19 protein-coding genes and 1 riboswitch are annotated in these 17,454 nt (G+C 73.1%); of the genes, 14 read left to right on the top strand and 5 right to left on the bottom strand.

All coding sequences use genetic code 11. The annotated features are described in order from the left end of the window. Nucleotides 1-6 precede the first annotated feature (6 nt). The 9 genes from AB0H57_RS17835 (at nt 7) to AB0H57_RS17875 (ending at nt 6,913) form a co-directional block, all read left to right on the top strand. Complete coding sequence (locus tag AB0H57_RS17835) at nt 7-942, top strand: DUF881 domain-containing protein (RefSeq protein WP_357507660.1); 936 nt, start codon at nt 7-9, stop codon at nt 940-942. Nucleotides 943-995: 53 nt separating this feature from the next. Then, nucleotides 996-1,376, top strand: a complete 381-nt coding sequence (gene gcvH, locus AB0H57_RS17840) for a glycine cleavage system protein GcvH (protein ID WP_357507662.1) — start codon at nt 996-998, stop codon at nt 1,374-1,376. Nucleotides 1,377-1,592: 216 nt separating this feature from the next. Beyond that, complete coding sequence (locus AB0H57_RS17845; protein WP_088962138.1) at nt 1,593-2,045, top strand: FHA domain-containing protein; 453 nt, start codon at nt 1,593-1,595, stop codon at nt 2,043-2,045. Between the two features lie 50 nt (nt 2,046-2,095). Further along, nucleotides 2,096-2,797 carry a MerR family transcriptional regulator gene (locus AB0H57_RS17850; protein ID WP_357507664.1) on the top strand — a complete coding sequence of 234 codons (702 nt, stop codon included), beginning with the start codon at nt 2,096-2,098 and terminating at the stop codon, nt 2,795-2,797. Nucleotides 2,798-3,016: 219 nt separating this feature from the next. Beyond that, nucleotides 3,017-3,481, top strand: a complete 465-nt coding sequence (locus AB0H57_RS17855) for a bifunctional nuclease family protein (protein ID WP_222957239.1) — start codon at nt 3,017-3,019, stop codon at nt 3,479-3,481. Nucleotides 3,482-3,690: 209 nt separating this feature from the next. After that, complete coding sequence (locus tag AB0H57_RS17860) at nt 3,691-4,281, top strand: MerR family transcriptional regulator (RefSeq protein ID WP_357507666.1); 591 nt, start codon at nt 3,691-3,693, stop codon at nt 4,279-4,281. 327 nt (nt 4,282-4,608) lie between these two features. Further along, nucleotides 4,609-5,004: a group 1 truncated hemoglobin gene (locus AB0H57_RS17865; RefSeq protein WP_357507668.1), complete on the top strand. Its 396-nt coding sequence runs from the start codon at nt 4,609-4,611 to the stop codon at nt 5,002-5,004. 2 nt (nt 5,005-5,006) lie between these two features. After that, nucleotides 5,007-6,173, top strand: coding sequence for a globin domain-containing protein (locus AB0H57_RS17870; protein WP_357507671.1), 1,167 nt, complete (start codon nt 5,007-5,009; stop codon nt 6,171-6,173). After that, entirely contained in the window at nt 6,170-6,913 is a 744-nt protein-coding gene (locus AB0H57_RS17875; protein ID WP_357507673.1) for a DivIVA domain-containing protein, read from the top strand. The genes AB0H57_RS17870 and AB0H57_RS17875 overlap by 4 nt, the downstream gene beginning before the upstream one ends. Nucleotides 6,914-7,026: 113 nt before the next feature. On the opposite strand, the gene AB0H57_RS17880 is transcribed toward AB0H57_RS17875, so the two are convergent. Then, on the bottom strand, nt 7,027-7,686 hold the full coding sequence (locus tag AB0H57_RS17880; protein ID WP_357507675.1) for an NAD(P)H-binding protein: 660 nt from the start codon (nt 7,684-7,686) through the stop codon (nt 7,027-7,029). Nucleotides 7,687-7,791: 105 nt separating this feature from the next. Between AB0H57_RS17880 and AB0H57_RS17885 the strand changes: the two genes are divergently transcribed. Both AB0H57_RS17885 and gcvP read left to right on the top strand, forming a co-directional pair. Next, nucleotides 7,792-8,637 (top strand): NAD-dependent protein deacetylase, encoded by an 846-nt coding sequence (locus tag AB0H57_RS17885; RefSeq protein WP_357507677.1) that lies wholly within the window; start codon nt 7,792-7,794, stop codon nt 8,635-8,637. Between the two features lie 31 nt (nt 8,638-8,668). Further along, a riboswitch (glycine riboswitch) is annotated at nt 8,669-8,768 on the top strand. A 74-nt stretch (nt 8,769-8,842) separates the two neighbouring features. Further along, complete coding sequence (gcvP, locus tag AB0H57_RS17890) at nt 8,843-11,665, top strand: aminomethyl-transferring glycine dehydrogenase (protein ID WP_357507679.1); 2,823 nt, start codon at nt 8,843-8,845, stop codon at nt 11,663-11,665. 88 nt (nt 11,666-11,753) lie between these two features. Here gcvP and AB0H57_RS17895 read toward each other — a convergent pair whose 3' ends face one another. Then, nucleotides 11,754-11,954 carry a DUF5999 family protein gene (locus tag AB0H57_RS17895; RefSeq protein WP_088974232.1) on the bottom strand — a complete coding sequence of 67 codons (201 nt, stop codon included), beginning with the start codon at nt 11,952-11,954 and terminating at the stop codon, nt 11,754-11,756. Nucleotides 11,955-12,077: 123 nt separating this feature from the next. Here AB0H57_RS17895 and AB0H57_RS17900 point away from each other — a divergent pair, with 123 nt between their 5' ends. Then, entirely contained in the window at nt 12,078-13,268 is a 1,191-nt protein-coding gene (locus tag AB0H57_RS17900) for a chorismate-binding protein (protein WP_357507682.1), read from the top strand. A gap of 9 nt (nt 13,269-13,277) precedes the next feature. Here the strand turns inward: AB0H57_RS17900 and pip are convergent, their stop codons facing one another. From pip to AB0H57_RS17915, 3 genes are read right to left on the bottom strand one after another with little or no spacing between them, the layout of a single operon-like run. Next, nucleotides 13,278-14,225, bottom strand: coding sequence for a prolyl aminopeptidase (gene pip / locus AB0H57_RS17905; RefSeq protein ID WP_357507684.1), 948 nt, complete (start codon nt 14,223-14,225; stop codon nt 13,278-13,280). A gap of 40 nt (nt 14,226-14,265) precedes the next feature. Next, nucleotides 14,266-15,072, bottom strand: coding sequence for an ABC transporter permease (locus tag AB0H57_RS17910; RefSeq protein ID WP_357507686.1), 807 nt, complete (start codon nt 15,070-15,072; stop codon nt 14,266-14,268). Then, entirely contained in the window at nt 15,069-16,019 is a 951-nt protein-coding gene (locus AB0H57_RS17915) for an ATP-binding cassette domain-containing protein (RefSeq protein WP_357507688.1), read from the bottom strand. Before AB0H57_RS17915 ends, AB0H57_RS17910 begins: the two co-directional genes overlap by 4 nt. A 73-nt stretch (nt 16,020-16,092) precedes the next feature. Between AB0H57_RS17915 and AB0H57_RS17920 the strand changes: the two genes are divergently transcribed. Together AB0H57_RS17920 and AB0H57_RS17925 are read left to right on the top strand one after the other, a co-directional pair. After that, complete coding sequence (locus AB0H57_RS17920; RefSeq protein WP_357507690.1) at nt 16,093-16,887, top strand: TetR/AcrR family transcriptional regulator; 795 nt, start codon at nt 16,093-16,095, stop codon at nt 16,885-16,887. A gap of 10 nt (nt 16,888-16,897) precedes the next feature. After that, nucleotides 16,898-17,407 carry a peptide deformylase gene (locus AB0H57_RS17925; protein ID WP_357507692.1) on the top strand — a complete coding sequence of 170 codons (510 nt, stop codon included), beginning with the start codon at nt 16,898-16,900 and terminating at the stop codon, nt 17,405-17,407. The last annotated feature ends 47 nt before the right edge of the window (nt 17,408-17,454 follow it).

The raw sequence follows: 17,454 nt of genomic DNA on the forward strand, positions 1-17,454 counted from the left end.
CGCGGGATGAGTGAGGACGAGCGGAGCGGGACCGGCTGGCCGGAGCCGGCGGGGCCGACGCGTCCGGAGGGGCCGGCGGGTGAGCCGGATCCGCGGCCGGAGGCGCCGGATGCCGACGAGTTGAGTCCGTTGGCGCCGGCGGAGTCGGACGCGCCGGGCGGCGAACCGTCGGAGCAGGCGGAGAGTGGCGCAGGCGACGAGGGCGACGAGGGCGGCCCGGAGCCCGCGGCGGCCGGTTGGCGGCAGCGGCTCACCGGCGCCTCGGTGATGATCGCTGTCCTGCTGGCGTTGCTCGGGTTCACGCTGGTGGTGCAGTTGCGGACGACGTCGACGGATCCGACCGCGGGGGCGACCCGGCAGGAGGACCTGGTCCGGATCCTGTCGGACCTGGGGCAGCGGGAGGCGCGGCTGCGGCAGGACATCGCGTCGTTGGAGGAGAGCCAGCGGCAGTTGCGTTCGGGTGAGCAGGGCCGGCAGGCGGCGTTGGAGGAGGCGACGCGGCGGGCGGACGAGCTGGGCATCCTGGCGGGGACGTTGCCGGCGCGGGGGCCGGGGTTGACGGTGCGGTTCGAGGCGGGGTCGCAGCCGATCGCGGCGAGCCGGGTGCTGGACGCGGTGCAGGAGTTGCGGGGTGCGGGCGCGGAGGCGATGCAGATCTCCGGTGGGGGTGGCACCCCGGCGCGGATCGTCGCGTCGACGTACTTCCTGGACGACGGGGATACCGGCGGGTTGGTGGTGGACGGGCGTCGGTTGTCGGGTCCGTTTACGATCACGGTGATCGGTGATCCGGCGACGATGCGTACGGCGCTCAACATTCCTGGTGGGGTGGTCGCGTCGGTTCAGGGTGTCGGCGGTAACGTGATCGTCGAGGATCGTGGGGCGGTCGAGGTTTCGGCGCTGCATGGTCCGTTGAAGCTGGAACACGCCCGTCCGGTCTCGTGACCGGCGCGGCCGCGCCGGTTTTCCGGTGCATCGATGGATGAAGGACGCGTCTGGTGATTCCTGAGGATCTGCGTTACACCGCCGAGCACGAGTGGGTGGTGGGTGACGGCGCCGGCAAGGTGCGGGTCGGTATCACCCACTTCGCTCAGGATGCGCTGGGTGACATCGTGTACGTCCAGTTGCCCGACGAGGGTGCGGTGGTGGCGGCGGGTGAGTCGCTGGGTGAGATCGAGTCGACGAAGTCGGTGTCGGAGATCTACGCGCCGTTGAGCGGTACGGTGGCCGCGCGCAACGAGGCGCTCGGCGACACGCCTGAGGTGATCAACACTGATCCGTACGGTGCGGGTTGGTTGGTGGAGATCACGCCTGATGATCCGGCGGCGGTGGAGAGTCTGTTGTCCGCTGGCGCGTACCGTGAGCTCATCGAGAGCTGAGAGTTGTCCTGGCCGGTGCGGGAGTTGACTCCGCGCGTCCGGTTGCCCTGCATTTCGGTGCTGGCTAGGCTCGCCCAGTCGACCGAGAATCCAATAGTTGAGCGTTGTGCAGTTGCCTTCGTGGCACGGGGGAGCCAGCCGCCGGGTGGTGGATTTGCCCGGCGGCCAGTTCCGCCATCGTCCGACGCTGACCGATCTGATCCGTGAGGTGGTCCCATGACGCGCCCAGGCGACGAGTTCCCCCCGCTCGACGTCACTTCGACGCTCAATCTCGGCTCGCTCGACGAAGTGCTGGAAGGGCCGGACACCGATGTGGTGCCGAGCCGGATGTCCGGTTCGTTGCCGCCGGGGATGGCGCTGCTGGTGGTGCGTCGTGGTCCGAACGCGGGTGCTCGGTTCCTGTTGGACCATGATGTGACGACCAGTGGCCGGCATCCGGACAGTGACATCTTCCTGGACGACGTGACGGTGTCGCGGCGGCACGCGGAGTTCCACCGGGACGGTGGCACGTTCACGGTGCGGGACGTGGGAAGTTTGAACGGCACGTACGTGAACCGGGAGCGGGTCGAGGCTGCCACGTTGAGCAATGGTGACGAGGTGCAGATCGGCAAGTTCCGGGTGGTGTTCATCGCCGGTCCGCGTCCGGAGGAGGAGGCCGGCCGGGGGTGAACGAGCCTGCGGCTTCGACGCCGCCCGGGGCGGCGCGGTCCCAACCGCTGATGAGTATCGGCGAGGTGTTGGCGCAGTTGCGGGTGGATTTTCCGGACGTGACGATCTCGAAGTTGCGGTTCCTCGAGGCGGAGGGCCTGGTGGAGCCGCAGCGGACGGCGGCGGGTTACCGGAAGTACAGCTGGGACGATGTGTCGCGGTTGCAGTTCGTGCTGGCGGCGCAGCGGGATCAGTATCTGCCGTTGCGGGTGATCCGGGAGCAGTTGGCGGAGCGCGACGCGGGTGCGTCGTCGGGTCGGCAGCGGCCGGCGTTGGTGGCGGTGGGTCCGGGTGGTGAGGTGCCGGGGCGTGCTGTCCCGGAGCAGCCGGTCGAGTCGTCGGAGTTGCGGCTGGGTCGGGTGGATCTGGTCGCGCGGAGCGGGATCGCCGAGTCGACGTTGGTGGAGTTGGAGCGGCTCGGTGTGGTGGTGTCGGATCCGCCGGGCTGGTACGACGGTGATGCGTTGATCATCGCGCGGGCGGTGGCGGGTCTGGCGGCGTACGGGTTGGAGCCGCGGCATCTGCGGGGTTACCGGACGGCGGCGGATCGGGAGGTCGGTCTGTTCGCGCAGTTGGTGGCGCCGTTGGCGCGGCAGTCGGATCCGGCGGCGAAGGCTCGGGCGGCGGAGACGGTGCGGGAGTTGGCGGCGTTGTCGCAGCAGTTGCATGCCGCGTTGGTGCGGGTGGGGTTGCGGTCGACGTTGGGTCGGTGATCCCGGGTTGGGCGGGCGTCGGTGGTTGTTGCCGGCGCCCGTCGGTGTGGGTGGCTGGCGAGAAGATCGGTGTGGGGAAGCGTGTCGTAGGCTTGCCGGGGTAACCCCTTTCCGGCGACGCGTGGTGCAGGTGGCGCATGGGACGGCCGTGTCGCGGTCCGTGTACCGTGCAGGGAAGGGCGGGGTGCGGGCGTAGGTGACAACGACACGGAGGCGGCGGTGCGCGAGCTGAGCGTGGTCGGGGTTCGGGTGGAACTGCCCAGCAACCAGCCGATCGTTCTGCTGCGGGAGGTCGAGGGGGACCGCTATCTGCCGATCTGGATCGGCGCGGTCGAGGCGACGGCGATCGCCTACGAGCAGCAGGGCGTCAAGCCGGCCCGACCGTTGACTCATGATCTTCTGCGGGATGTGCTGGTGGCGTTGGACGCGCCGCTGCGGGCGGTGGAGATCACCGAGTTGAAGGAGAACGTCTTCTACGCCGACCTGTTGATCGGGGACGGGGTGCGGGTGTCGGCGCGGCCGAGTGATTCGATCGCGTTGGCGTTGCGGGTCGGTGCGCCGATTCGTTGTGCCGAGCAGGTCCTCGGTGAGGCGGGGATCGTGATCCCCGACGAGCAGGAGGACGAGGTGGAGAAGTTCCGGGAGTTCCTGGAGCAGGTGCGTCCGGAGGATTTCGCCGGTTGATTCCGGTGGTCCGGGTCGGGGTGGGCCGGCTCGGTTTGGCCGTCACTGTGGGTGTTGTTCCGGTGCGGTTGGTGATCTTCGCTGGTGCGGTGCGGCGTGTCGCGTGGGTTCCTGCGTGGTAACTCTTCGGTGTCGCTATAGGGTTGCCGTGTCGAGGGGTGCGCGTTTCGGATGGGACGTGTCACCGCACGGGCGGGGAGGTTGTCCGGATGCACGAGCCGCGAGATGCCGAGCCGGGTGCGCAGCAGCGGGGTGCGGGGGTGGTCCCGCCGGGGTCGGTGACCGAGGGTGACGATTCGGTGGGCTACCGGGGTGTGACGGCGTGTCACGCGGTGGGCATCAGCTACCGGCAGTTGGACTATTGGGCGCGGACGGCGCTGGTGGTGCCGAGTGTCCGGGACGCCTCGGGTTCGGGGACCCAGCGGTTGTACTCGTTCCGCGACCTCGTGGTGTTGAAGGTCGTGAAGCGGTTGTTGGACGCCGGCGTGTCGTTGCAGAACATCCGTAAGGCGATCGAGGCGTTGCGGTCGCGTGGGGTGGAGGATCTGGCGGGCATCACGTTGATCTCGGACGGGACGACGGTGTACGAGTGCCGGTCGCCGGAGGAGGTGGTCGACCTGTTGCAGGGTGGCCAGGGCGTGTTCGGCATCGCGATCGGTGGCGCGTTCAAGGAGATCCAGGGTTCGCTGTCGCATCTGCCGGCGGAGCCGGCGACGGCAGGTGGGTCGGAGCCGGTGCCGGTGGCGAAGCCGGTGGGTGACGAGCTGGCGGCGCGGCGGGCGCGGCGTCGGGCGGGTTGAGTTCGGCTTCCCCGTGGTGTCTTCCGGGTGTGGTTTCGCGATCGCGCTGTGGCTCGGGGCCCGGCGCGATCCTTCGTTGATGCGGCGGTGGGAGCGGAATTCACCAGCCGCAGCGCCTCGACGGCGTGCTGGTCCTTCCGACTGATGGTGGTGGTGGCCGGTTGGCTGTGGTGAGGAAACTGATAGGCCGAGTGTGACCTAATCCGGATGGCGCGCTAAGGTCCACTCGGTCGCGTTGGCGCAAAGACGTCACGGCAACTCCCGCCAGCCGACCGGTTGCCCCTCCGCGCGTGACTCGCGCGGCCTGTCACCCTGGAAGGATCGACCGTGACGGTTACTGAGAAAACGGCGCCCTCTCACTACGAGCGCATCGGCGGCGCCAGTTCGGTCAAGGCGGCCGTGGCACTGTTCTACGACAAGGTGCTCGCCGACCCGGAGTTGGTCGGATACTTCGCCGAAACCAATATGGCGGAGCAGCGGCGGCACATGGCGTTGATGCTGACGGTGGTGCTCGGCGGGCCGAACGAGTACACCGGCCGGGAGCTCGCCGAGGCGCATCAGCCGTTGAATATCCCGGTGGAGCACTACGCCAAGGTCGGCCTGCACCTGACGGCGACGTTGACCGAGCTGGGTGTGCCGGGGGACATCATCGGCGACGTGCAGGTGGTGTTGGAGAAGGTGCAGGACCAGGTGGTGGCCCACGGACGCGGGACGGGCTCCTGAGGGTGGATGCCGCACGACTGAAGCAGAGCTGGTCCCTCGTCGCCGCGTACGGCGATGAGGTGCCGCTCTACTTCTACTCGACGTTGTTCCTGGCGCATCCCGACACCCGGCCGATGTTCCCCACGAACATGGCCGGTCAGCGGGACCGGCTGGTGGGCGCGTTGGGGCACATCGTGTCCCATGTGGACCAGCTGGACAGCCTCATGGGGTTCCTGAAGGATCTCGGGGCCGACCACCGCAAGTTCGCGGTGCGGCCCGAGCACTATCCGGCGGTCGGTGAGGCCCTGATCGCCACGTTGCGGCATTTCCTCGGCGAGGCATGGACCGAGGAGCTGGCGCAGGACTGGACGGCCGCGTACGGGCTGATCTCGCAGGTGATGATCGAGGCGGCGCAGACCGCGGAGGCGGTGAACCCGCCGTGGTGGGTGTCCGAGATCCTCGGGCACGAGCGGCGGGCGTTCGACCTGGCGGTGCTGACGTTGCGCCCGCAGTACCTGCTGCCGTTCAACCCGGGCCAGTCGATCGGGGTGTCCCACCCGGCGGTGCGATCGTGGCGGTACTACTCGCCGGCGAACGCGCCCCGCGCCGACGGCACGATGGAGCTGCATGTGCGTGCGGCCCCAGGCGGCGCGGTGTCGTCGCGGCTGGTGTATGGGTCCGCGGTGGGTGACCAGTTGTATCTGGCCTCGCCGGTGGGGGACCGGTTGACGTTGTGGCCGGCCGGGTCGGCGGATTTGCTGCTGCTGACCAGCGGCACCGGATGGGCTCCGATGAAGGCGCTGATCGAGCAGGTCGCGACGGAGGGTTCGTACCGCCGGGTCGACCTGTACGTGGGGGCCCGTTCGCCGGGCGAGTTCTACGACAACGAGGCGATCGAGAAGCTGGCGGCGTCGTATCCGTGGTTGGCGGTCACGTACGTGGTGGGGTTGGACGTGCAGCGGCCGGGGGAGTTCGCCCATGTGGCGGACCGGGCGTTGGCGGATGGGGACTGGCGGTCCCGGCACGTCTACATCTGCGGGTCGGACGAGATGGTCAGCCATTCAGTGGCGACGTTGACCCGGGCGGGCTATCACGCCGGCCAGCTGCATCACGAGGGTTTCGGCAAGCACTGGTACGGGCCGACGTGGCGAACCGCGACCGCCCGTGACGATTCCGGAGGTGTCCGGTGAGCGCAACCCCGATCAGCAGGTACGACGGGGGTCAGGTGGCCAGCGTGCAGGTCCGGATGACCTCTGACCGGGTGCGCCGGTGGGAGTTCGGCGCTGCGTCGTTCACCCGCCGCGGGTACGACCCGGCGGACGTGGACCGGTTCCGGGTGCAGGTCGCCGACGAGTTGGATCTGATGGCGACGCAGGTGGCGAACCTGCGGGCCGAGAACGAACGGCTCAACGACCACTTGGAGCTGCACCGGCACGGGGTGCTTCCGAGCAACGGCGCGGCGGCGAACCTGCCCGCGGCGAAGGAGGTCAACCTGCTGTCGGCGGCGCAGCGGGAGGCGGAGCAGATCATCGCCCAGGCGCACGACTACGCCCAGCGGGTGGCCGAGTACGCCCGGACGCAGTACGAGAGCTACATGCGGGCGGCGGCGGAGGATGCGAAGCGGGAAGCCGAGCGGGCGGTGGCCGAGTATCGGAGCAGCGCCGGCGCGAGCTTCGACGATTCGGTGGCGACGCGGGAGGCGTTGCGGATCTTCGGCGAGATGATGATCTCGCAGATGGAGGCGGCGGCCCGGCATCTGGACGACGGCAGCCAGCATCTGGCGCGGACGATGGAGCGGCTGGCCGCGGAGGCCGCGGGGGCCGCAGGCAGGACGCCGGTGGGGGCCGGTGCGCCGGCGGGCGGTGCCGCTGCGCCGGCCGGTGGCGGTCGGATCCGGGTGGCGCTGCCGCCCCAGCAACACCAGCGCTGAGCCGCGTGGGGTCGGCCCGCCGCCACGGGGTGGGCCGACCCCACGGGCTGCCAGGGAGATCGCGCCCGACCCGTGGTGCGACCTGCCGGTTCGACGGATCCCGGCGGCGGTGCTCAGCGGCTCTCGGCGGCGGCGACCGCGTCGGCGATCGGGGTTTCCCCGCCGACGAGTTCCAGCACGGTGCCGGTGGTGCCCGGGTGGTACAGCAGGGCGACCAGGACCCGGGCGACGTCGGTGCGGGTCACCGCCCCCGGCTCGACGTGCGGGGCGAGGGCGATCCGGCCGGTGGGTGGGTCGTCGGTGAGCCGGCCGGGCCGCAGCACCGTCCAGTCCAGGTCGCGGCCGCGCACGTCGTCCTCGGCGGCTTTCTTGGCGGCCAGGTACGCCGCCCACCCGTCGTCGCTGCCGGGGCCGGGGGGCTGGTCGACGCCCATCGAGGAGACCAGCAGGTAGCGGCGTACGCCGGCGGCCTGGGCGGCGTCGGCGAGCAGCACGGCGGCGGCCCGGTCGACGGTGTCCTTGCGGGCGGCGCCGCTGCCCGGCCCGGCGCCGGCGGCGAACACCGCGGCGTCGGCGCCGTGCAGGTGCGCGGCGACGTCGTCGACGCCGGCGCGTTCCAGGTCGCAGGCGACCGGTTGGGCGCCGGCGGCGCGCAGCGCCGCGGCGTGGTCGAGGTTGCGGATCAGCCCGACCGGGGTGTCGCCGCGGCCGGCGAGTTCCCGTTCCAGCAGTCTGGCGATCTTGCCGTGGCCCCCGGCGATGACGACACGCATACCTGCAACCTAACCCGGCGGCAGCGGCGGCGCGCCCGGTCGGCCGCGACGGAGGTCACCGGCGCTGGCTCGCCGCCGGGCGGCGGGGTGGGGCAGCATGGACGGGTGACGCAGACGATCGACGCCCTCGACGGCCTGGTGGCCGGCGGTGGTGTCGTGGTGTTGAGCGGGGCGGGCCTGTCCACCGAGTCGGGCATCCCCGACTACCGGGGGCCCAGCGGCGCGGCCCGCCGGCACACCCCGATGACCTACCAGACGTTCACCGGTGACCCGGCGGCCCGGCGGCGGTACTGGGCGCGCAGCCACCTGGGCTGGCGCATGATCGCCCGGGCCGCCCCCAACGACGGGCACCGGGCGGTGGCCCGGTTGCAGGCCGCCGGCCTGGTCGACGGGGTGATCACCCAGAACGTCGACGGGCTGCACACCGCGGCGGGCAGCCCGGGGGTGGTGGAGTTGCATGGCCGCCTGGACGAGGTGGTCTGCCTGGACTGCGGCAACCGCACCTCCCGGGAGGAACTGGACCGGCGGCTGCGGGAGGCCAATCCCGGCTTCGGCCCGGCCGCCGTCGCGGTGAACCCGGACGGGGATGTGGATCTCGACGACGCGCAGGTGGCCGGGTTCCGCACCGTCGACTGCACCTTCTGCGGCACCGGGGTGCTGAAACCGGACGTGGTGTTCTTCGGCGAGACGGTGCCCGCGCCGCGGGTGGCCCGCTGCTTCGCGATGGTCGGCGCGGCCCGGGCGTTGGTGGTGCTCGGGTCGTCGTTGACGGTGATGTCGGGGCGCCGGTTCGTGCTGCGCGCCGTGAAGCAGGGCATCCCGGTGGCGATCGTCAACCAGGGGCCCACCCGCGGCGACGGGTACGCCGCGGTGCGTGTCGACGCGCCGCTGGGCCCGCTGCTGGGGGAGTTGGCGCAGCGCGCCGCCGGGGCCGCCCCCGGCGTGCGGTGATCCGGTCGCTGGTAGCGTTGAGGGTGCCGGTACCACCCACGTGGGAGAGACCGCCCGGAAATCACCCGGGTGGCGCCGAAGGGGCAGATTCCTCCCCGGAACCTCTCAGGCAAAAGGACCTCGTGGGCAGGCACTGTGGAGCGCCTTGGCGGGTGTGACTCAGGGGGAGGCCGACCCGTCGACCTCGCCCGCAGGAGCGCACACGATGAGCGCAGAGCAGTTCGCCGACCGTCACATCGGTCCCGCCCCCGACGACGAGCGTCGCATGCTGAAGGCCGTCGGCTACGACTCGATCGACGAGTTGATGGACGCGGCGATCCCCGAGGTGATCCGCTGGCACGGCACCCTGGACCTGCCCGCGCCGGCCACGGAGGCCGAGGCGGTCGCGGAGCTGCGGGCGCTGGCCGGCCGGAACACCGTGGCCGTGTCCATGATCGGCCTGGGCTACCACGGCACCCACACCCCGGCGGTGATCCGCCGTAACGTGCTGGAGAACCCCGCCTGGTACACCGCGTACACCCCGTACCAGCCGGAGATCAGCCAGGGCCGGCTGGAGGCGCTGCTGAACTTCCAGAGCATGGTGTCCGAGCTGACCGCGCTGCCAGTCGCGAACGCCTCCATGCTCGACGAGGGCACCGCGGCGGCCGAGGCGATGACCCTCGCCCGCCGCGCGTCGAAGAGCAGGAGCCCGGTGTACGTCGTCGACGCCGACGCCCTGCCGCAGACCATCGCGGTGATCACCGGCCGGGCCGAGCCGCTGGGCATCGAGGTGCGGGTGGTCGACGTCGAGCGCGACGACCTGCCGGCGGAGTTCTTCGGCCTGCACCTGCAGTACCCGGGCGCGTCCGGGGCGGTGCGTGACCACCGCCGGCTGGTCGAGGCGGCCCACGGCGCCGGGGCGCTGGTCACGGTGGCCGCGGACCTGCTGGCGTTGACGCTGCTGCGCCCGCCGGGGGAGATCGGTGCGGACATCGCCGCGGGCACCACCCAGCGGTTCGGGGTGCCGATGGGCTTCGGCGGGCCGCACGCCGGCTACCTGGCGGTCCGCTCGGGTCTGGAGCGGATGCTGCCCGGCCGGCTGGTGGGGGTGTCCCGTGACGCCGACGGCAACCCGGCGTACCGGCTGGCGTTGCAGACCCGGGAGCAGCACATCCGCCGGGAGAAGGCGACCAGCAACATCTGCACCGCGCAGGTGCTGCTGGCGGTGATGGCCGGCATGTACGCCGTCTACCACGGCCCGGACGGGCTGCGCGGCATCGCCCGGCGGGTGCACGGCCTGGCGGCGCGGCTGGCGGCCGGGCTGCGCGCCGGCGGTGTCGAGGTGCCGGACGTGCCGTTCTTCGACACGGTCACCGCGACCGTGCCGGGTCGGGCCGCCGAGGTGGTGGCCGCCGCCGCGCGGCGCAACGTGAACCTGCGGCTGGTCGACGCCGACCGGGTGGGGATCTCCTGCGACGAGACGACCACGGCCGCGCACCTGTCGGCGGTGTGGGCGGCGTTCGGGGTCGGCGGGGTCGACGGCGACGTGGCCGTCGTGTTGCCGGCCGGGCTGGCCCGCACCAGCGACTTCCTCACCCACCCGGTGTTCGGCAGCCACCACTCCGAGACGGCGATGCTGCGTTACCTGCGCCGGCTGGCCGACTTCGACTACGCCCTGGACCGGGGCATGATCCCGCTGGGTTCGTGCACGATGAAGCTGAACGCCACCACCGAGATGGAGCCGGTGAGCTGGGCGGAGTTCGCGCACATCCACCCGTTCGCCCCGGCGGAGCAGACCGCCGGGTACCGGGAGCTGATCGGCCAGCTGGAGGGGTGGCTGGCGGAGGTGACCGGCTACGACGCGGTCAGCGTGCAGCCCAACGCCGGCTCGCAGGGTGAGCTGGCCGGGCTGCTGGCCATCCGCGCGTACCACCGCGACCGCGGTCAGGGGCACCGGGACGTGTGCCTGATCCCGTCGTCGGCGCACGGCACCAACGCCGCGTCGGCGGTGATGGCCGGCATGCGGGTGGTCGTGGTGGGTTGCGACGCCGACGGCAACGTCGACCCGGTCGACCTCGACGCGAAGATCGACAAGCATCGGGACGCCCTCGCCGCGATCATGGTGACGTACCCGTCGACGCACGGCGTGTACGAGACGGGCATCGCGTCGCTGTGCGCGAAGGTCCACGACGCCGGCGGCCAGGTGTACGTCGACGGGGCGAACCTGAACGCCCTGGTGGGGTTCGCCAAGCCCGGAAAGTTCGGGGCGGACGTGTCGCACCTGAACCTGCACAAGACGTTCTGCATTCCGCACGGCGGCGGCGGGCCCGGGGTGGGGCCGGTGGCGGTACGGGCGCACCTGGCGCCGTTCCTGCCCGGTGACCCGCTGGGCGGTCACGTCGAGGGCCGGCCGGCGATCTCGGCGGCGGCGTACGGGTCGGCGGGGATCCTGCCCATCCCGTGGGCGTACCTGCGGATGATGGGCGCCGCGGGGCTGACCCGGGCCACCGGGGTGGCGGTGCTGGCGGCGAACTACGTGGCGGCGCGGCTGCGCGGGCACTTCCCGGTGCTGTACGCCGGCAACAAGGGCCTCGTCGCGCACGAGTGCATCCTGGACCTGCGGCCGCTGACCAGGGCGACCGGGGTGAGCGTGGACGACGTGGCGAAGCGGCTGATCGACTACGGGTTCCACGCCCCGACGATGTCGTTCCCGGTGGCGGGGACGCTGATGGTGGAGCCGACCGAGAGCGAGGACCTGGCCGAGTTGGACCGGTTCTGCGACGCGATGATCGCGATCCGGGCGGAGATCGACCAGGTGGGTTCGGGGCAGTGGCCGGCCGGGGACAATCCCCTGGCCAACGCCCCGCACACCGCGGCGATGGTGTCGGGCGACGAGTGGCCGCACGCGTACCCGAGGTCGGTGGGCGGGTATCCGGCCGGGGTGGACCGGATGGCGAAGTACTGGCCGCCGGTGCGGCGCGTCGACGGGGCGTACGGCGACCGGAACCTGGTCTGCTCGTGCCCGTCCCCGGAGGCGTTCGAGAGCTGAGGTGGTGGCGCCGGGGTGGCACGCCGCCCCGGCCCGTACGTGGCGGCGTTGCCGGCGCGTACGCTCCTTGCACGGAGCGTGGCGGTGGTCAGGCGACGAGGGCGTGGCGGGCGGGGCCGCGGTGCGGGGCGATGGTGCTGCCGTCGGGCAGCAGCTCCCCGGTGTCCTCGAAGACGATCACCCCGTTGCAGAGCAGGCTCCAGCCCTGCTCAGGGAAGCAGGCGATGACCCGGGCGGCTTCCCGGTCGGTGGCCTCGGCGGAAGGGCAGGTCGGTTGGTGCTGGCACATCGGGTTCTCCGAGCTGTGGGGGCACTGTGTCATGGTTCACATGACCAGTGACGCACAGTACCAAGCGCAAGCGCGCGGGATCGAGCAGGCTTACGCCTTGTTGGCCCGAAATCCGCTGAACGGATGAGAAGATTTCGCCCGGACGGCGTGGGAACGCTCCCACAACGGCCGGTAGACGTGCCCGCCGCCCCCGCCTCCTGCCGGGACCGGCTCGTCGAACGGGACCGCCTGGAATGGCGGTTGGCCGACGGCGGCGACCCCGCCGCGCTGGCCGAGGAGTTCCTCGCCGGCCACGGCCTCGGCGCCGCCGACCTGACCCGCCCGGCCGCCCCGCACCGGCACGACGTCTGCGGCGCCGCCCTGTACGTCTCCGCCGCCGCCGGGGCCCGGATGGTCGCCGCGCCGGCCGGCGCGGCCAACCCGGCGCCGGCCCTGCCGGACCTGGCGATCGTGGTCTACCGCCACACCGACACCCCGCCGCCGCCCGCCGACCCGCCCGGCCCCTGGTGGCTCGGCCCGTGGCGGGACAGCTGGACCGGCCGGGAACACGCCGACGCCGTCGAGGCCGTCCGCGCCGCCATCGGTCGCGGCGACGTCTACCAGGTCAACGTCGTCGGGCACGCCGGCGCCGACTACACCGGCGACCCGCGGCCCGCCCTGGCCCGCCTCGCCGGGCTGCCCGGCGCCCGCTACGGCGGCACCCTGCACGGCGACGGCTGGGCGATCGGCTGCGCCTCCCCGGAGACCCTGGTCGAGGTCACCGCCGGCCGGGTGCTCACCCGGCCGATCAAGGGCACCCGCCCGGCCACCGCCGCCGGCCGGCGGGAGCTGCTCGCCTCGGCCAAGGAACGCGCCGAGCACGTGATGATCGTCGACCTGGAACGCAATGACCTGGCCCGGATGGCGCGCACCGGCTCGGTGCGGGTGGACGAGCTGTTCGCCGTACGCCGCTGGTGCGACCTGTGGCAGGCCGAGTCGACGGTCTCCGCGGCCCTGGCCGACGGGATCGGCCTGGCCGCGCTGCTGCGCGCGGTCTGCCCCGGCGGGTCGGTCACCGGTGCGCCGAAACTCGCCGCGCTGGACCGGATCGCCGCCCTGGAGCCGGTGGGCCGGGGCGCCGGCATGGGCGCGCTCGGCTGGGTCGGCCCCGGCCGGGTCGACCTGGGCCTGACCATCCGCACCGCGGCCGCCGACGGGCAGCGGCTGCACGTGTGGGCCGGCGGCGGCATCACCTGGGACAGCGACCCGGCGGCCGAGGTGGCCGAGGCGGCGGCGAAGGCCGCCCCGGTGCGCGCCCTGCTCGCCGCCGGCTGACCCGGGCGGTCACCGGCGGGCGAACTCGTCCAGCGCCGCGACCACCGTCTCGGTCATGCCGTGCCCGCCGCCGTGGCCGCCGCCCTCCACGATCACCAGCCGCGCGTCGGGCCAGTCCCGGGTGAGCCGCCAGGCGATGTCCGGCGGGCCGCTGACGTCCAGGCGGCCCTGCACCAGCACCCCGGCGATGCCGGCGAGCTGGGCCGCCCCGCGCAGCAGCTCCCCGTCGGGCAGGAAGCCCAGGTTGCTGAAGTAGTGGGTGACCAGCCGGACGAAGGCCGCCCGGAACACCGGGTCGGCGAACCGGGGGTCGGGGGCGTACCCGCCGGCGAGGGAGACGTGCACGTCCTCCCAGTCGCACCAGTCGCGGGCGGCCCGGTCCCGCACCTGCGGGTCCGGGTGGTTGACCAGCCGGGCGTACGCGGTGGACAGGTCGCCGTCGCGCTGCTCGGCCGGCACCCCGGCGCGGAACCGGGCCCACTCGGCGGGAAAGATCCGGCCCATGTCCCGGGTCACCCAGTCGATCTCGCGGCGGGTGTTGGCCACCACGCTGAACAGCACCAGCGCGCTGACCCGTTCGGGGTGGCGCTGCGCGTACGCCAGGGCCAGCGACGACCCCCACGACGCGCCGCAGAGCAGCCACCCGCGTATCCCGAGGTGCGCGCGCAGCCGCTCCATGTCGGCGAGCAGGTGGGCGGTGGTGTTGGTGGACAGGTCCACGGCCGGGTCGGCGGCGTGCGGGGTGCTGCGCCCGCAGCCACGCTGGTCGAACAGGACGATCCGGTAGGCGGCCGGGTCGAACAGCCGCCGCCACGACGCGGTGGCGCCGGAGCCCGGGCCGCCGTGCACCACCAGGGCGGGCCGGCCCTCGGGGTTGCCGCAGGTCTCCCAGTACACCCGGTGGCCGTCGCCGACGTCGAGCAACCCGTGTGCGTACGGCTCGATCGGTGGATACATTTCGGCGTCGCCTCCCCACGAACCCGGCAGCCGGGCCACCCTACCGGTCCAGGCGCCGCCAGCGGCGTACCGCCAGGGGGCCGCTGACCGCGATCAGCAGCAGCGGCCACGCCACGGCCAGGGCGACCGCGTGCTCGGCCGGCCACCCGTCGCCGCCCCAGCCCGGGTTGCCGAACAGCTCGCGGCAGGCCGCCACGGTCGCCGACAGCGGGTTCCATTCGGCGACGGCGGCCAGCCAGCCGGGCATGGTCTGCGGGGCCACGAACGCGTTGGAGGCGAACCCCAGCGGCCAGACCAGGATCTGCAGCGCCGCCACCGCCTCCGGGGCGCGCAGCAGCAGCGCCAGGTGGATGCCGGCGACGATCATGGCGAGGCGCAGCAACAGCAGGAGCCCGGCCCCGGCCAGCGCCCGGCCGACGCCGAGGTGCCACTGCCAGCCGACCGCCAGGGCGCAGCCGACCATGACGGTGAGCGCGGCGACGGCGTGCAGCCCGTCGGCGCCGGCGCGGCCGGCCACCACGGCCGAGCGGGCGATGGGCAGTGACCGGAACCGGTCGGTGACGCCGCGGGCGGCGTCGGTGGCCACCGCCGTGTAGGTGGTCTCCACGCCGAAGAGCATGGCCATGGCGAACATCCCTGGCAGCAGGAACTCCCGGTAGTCGCCGCCGCCGGGCACCACCATCGCCCCGCCGAGCAGGTAGCCGAACATCAGCACCAGCAGCACCGGAAAGAGCAGGGTGACCACGACCGGAGCGGGCTGGCGGGCCCAGTGCCGCAGCGCCCGGCCGGTGAGCGTGGCGGCGTCGGCGAGGGCCGTGTGCCGCCCGGACGCGGGGATCGCGCTCACGCCGCCACCTCCGTCCGGCCGGTGGCGGTCAGGTGCAGGAACACCTCGTCGAGGGTGGGCCGGCGCAGCGTCACGTCGGCCGCGCAGAGGCCGGCGTCGGTCAGGGCGGCCAGCACCCTGGTGAGGGTGGCGACCCGGTCGGTGGCGGGGACGCTGACCCGCAGCGCCTCGGCGTCGACCCGGGGCGGGCCGGCGACGGCCCCGCGCAGCGTGTCGGCGACCCGGGCCAGGTCGGTGGCCTGGTCGCAGACGACCTCGACCCGGTCGGCGCCGAGGTCGGCGCGCAGCCGGTGCGGGGCGCCGGTGGCCACCACCCGGCCGTGGTCGACGATCGCGACGGTGTCGGCGAGCCGGTCGGCCTCCTCCAGGTACTGGGTGGTGAGCAGCACGGTGGTGCCGGCGCCGGCCAGGGCCCGCACCGCCTCGTGCACGGTGGCCCGGGCCCGCGGGTCCAGGCCGGTGGTGGGCTCGTCGAGGAAGAGCACCGGCGGGTCGAGGATCAGCGCCGCGGCCAGGTCGAGGCGCCGCCGCATGCCTCCGGAGTACGTCCCGACCGGCCGGTCGGCGGCGCCGGTGAGGTCGAAGCGGACCAGCAGCTCCTCGGCGCGGGCCCGGGCGCGCGCCGGGGCCAGGTGGTGCAGCCGGCCGAAGAGCACCAGGTTCTCCCGGCCGCCGAGCACCTCGTCGACGGCGGTGGCCTGGCCGACCAGGCCGATGCGGGCGCGTACCCGCCCCGGCTCGCGGCGCACGTCGTGCCCGGCCACCCGGGCGGTGCCGGCGTCGGGGCGGGTGAGCGTGGTCAGCACCCGCACCAGGGTGGTCTTGCCCGCACCATTGGGGCCGAGCACCGCGCAGACCGTGCCCGCCGGCACGGCCAGGTCCAGGCCGGCCAGGGCCTCGGTGTCTGCGTAGCGTTTGCGCAGCCCGTCGACCTCGATGACGTCCATTCGGATTTCCCTCCCATCCAACCGTGCTCCGTACCGTACACCATACGGTACGGGTGGCGGTAGGGTGATCGGCATGAGCGTCGAGTACAGCGGCACCGGGGACCCGGCGCGCAGCCTCGCCCTGCTGTGGCGCACCCGGGAGAAGCCCAGCCGCCGCGGCGGCGACCTGAGCGTCGACCGGATCGTGCGGGCGGCGATCGAGCTCGCCGACGCCGAGGGCCTGGCCGCGCTGTCCATGCGCCGGGTCGCCGAACGCCTCGGCGTGGGCACCATGTCGCTCTACACCCACGTGCCCGGCAAGGGCGAGCTGCTCGACGTCATGCTCGACACGGCGTACGGGCAGACCGCCCGCCCGGACGACGTGCCCGGCGGCTGGCGCGGCCGGCTGACCCAGATCGCCCGGGAGAACTGGGCGCTGCACCTGCGCCACCCGTGGCTGCTGCAGGTCGCCACCACCCGCCCGCCGCTGGGCCCCAACGTCACCGCCAAGTACGAGTACGAGTTGCGCGCCGTCGACGGCATCGGCCTGACCGACCTGGAGATGGACGCCGTGGTCACCCTGGTCGACAACTACGTCCACGGCGCGGTACGCAGCGCGGTGGAGGCCGCCCAGGCGGCGCGGCGCACCGGCATGACCGACGAGCAGTGGTGGCGGGTGCACGCCCCCTACCTGGAGAAGGTGATGGACCCCCGCCGGTTCCCCGTCGCCGCCCGGGTCGGCCTCGCCGCCGGGCAGGAGTACCAGGCGGCCGGCGACCCCGCCGGGGCGTTCGAGTTCGGCCTGCAACGGCTCCTCGACGGGGTGCAGATGCTGGTCGCCGCGCGCGGCGACACGGCCGGGCCAGCACCGGCGGTAATGCCCGGATAGCCTTCCGGGCATGACTATGCGTCCCATCCGGATCATCGGTGACCCCGTGCTGCGTACCGGCTGCGAGCCGGTGACCAGCTTCGACGCCGAGCTGCGCGCCCTGGTCGGCGACCTGATGGACACCCTGCTGGGCGCGCCCGGCCGGGCCGGGGTGGCCGCGCCGCAGATCGGGGTCGGCGCCCAGGTGTTCGTCTACGACGCCGACGGGCACCGCGGCCACGTGGTCAACCCGCGCATCGAGCTGTCCGACGAGACGCAGGACGACGACGAGGGCTGCCTGTCCGTGCCGGGCCTGTACTTCCCGACCCGGCGCGCCCTGCACGCCACCGTGCACGGCTTCGACCAGCACGGCCAGCCGCTGACCGTGGCCGGCAGCGGGTTCCTGGCCCGGGCGCTGCAGCACGAGACCGACCACCTCGGTGGGCGACTCTACGTCGACACCCTGCGCGGCGACGTCCGGCGCCGGGCGCTGCGGGAGATCCGCGCCGGCCGGTTCGCCTCGCCGAGCCGCCGCTCCTGACGGCCCGCGAGGGGACGACCGTCGGCGGTCGCCCCCTCGCGGGCCGT

It is taken from the genome of Micromonospora sp. NPDC050686 (assembly GCF_040654475.1).
GTDB lineage: Bacteria > Actinomycetota > Actinomycetes > Mycobacteriales > Micromonosporaceae > Micromonospora.

Bases quoted from the DNA above. Each gene is read 5' to 3' on its own strand.
- AB0H57_RS17845 (WP_088962138.1), top strand. From the start codon at position 1,593: ATGACGCGCCCAGGCGACGAGTTCCCCCCGCTCGACGTCACTTCGACG.
- pip (WP_357507684.1), bottom strand. From the start codon at position 14,225: ATGTATCCACCGATCGAGCCGTACGCACACGGGTTGCTCGACGTCGGC.
- gcvP (WP_357507679.1), top strand. From the start codon at position 8,843: ATGAGCGCAGAGCAGTTCGCCGACCGTCACATCGGTCCCGCCCCCGAC.
- AB0H57_RS17900 (WP_357507682.1), top strand. From the start codon at position 12,078: ATGAGAAGATTTCGCCCGGACGGCGTGGGAACGCTCCCACAACGGCCG.
- AB0H57_RS17920 (WP_357507690.1), top strand. From the start codon at position 16,093: ATGAGCGTCGAGTACAGCGGCACCGGGGACCCGGCGCGCAGCCTCGCC.
- AB0H57_RS17925 (WP_357507692.1), top strand. From the start codon at position 16,898: ATGACTATGCGTCCCATCCGGATCATCGGTGACCCCGTGCTGCGTACC.
- AB0H57_RS17915 (WP_357507688.1), bottom strand. From the start codon at position 16,019: ATGGACGTCATCGAGGTCGACGGGCTGCGCAAACGCTACGCAGACACC.
- AB0H57_RS17860 (WP_357507666.1), top strand. From the start codon at position 3,691: ATGCACGAGCCGCGAGATGCCGAGCCGGGTGCGCAGCAGCGGGGTGCG.
- AB0H57_RS17850 (WP_357507664.1), top strand. From the start codon at position 2,096: ATGAGTATCGGCGAGGTGTTGGCGCAGTTGCGGGTGGATTTTCCGGAC.
- AB0H57_RS17835 (WP_357507660.1), top strand. From the start codon at position 7: ATGAGTGAGGACGAGCGGAGCGGGACCGGCTGGCCGGAGCCGGCGGGG.
- AB0H57_RS17880 (WP_357507675.1), bottom strand. From the start codon at position 7,686: ATGCGTGTCGTCATCGCCGGGGGCCACGGCAAGATCGCCAGACTGCTG.
- AB0H57_RS17895 (WP_088974232.1), bottom strand. From the start codon at position 11,954: ATGTGCCAGCACCAACCGACCTGCCCTTCCGCCGAGGCCACCGACCGG.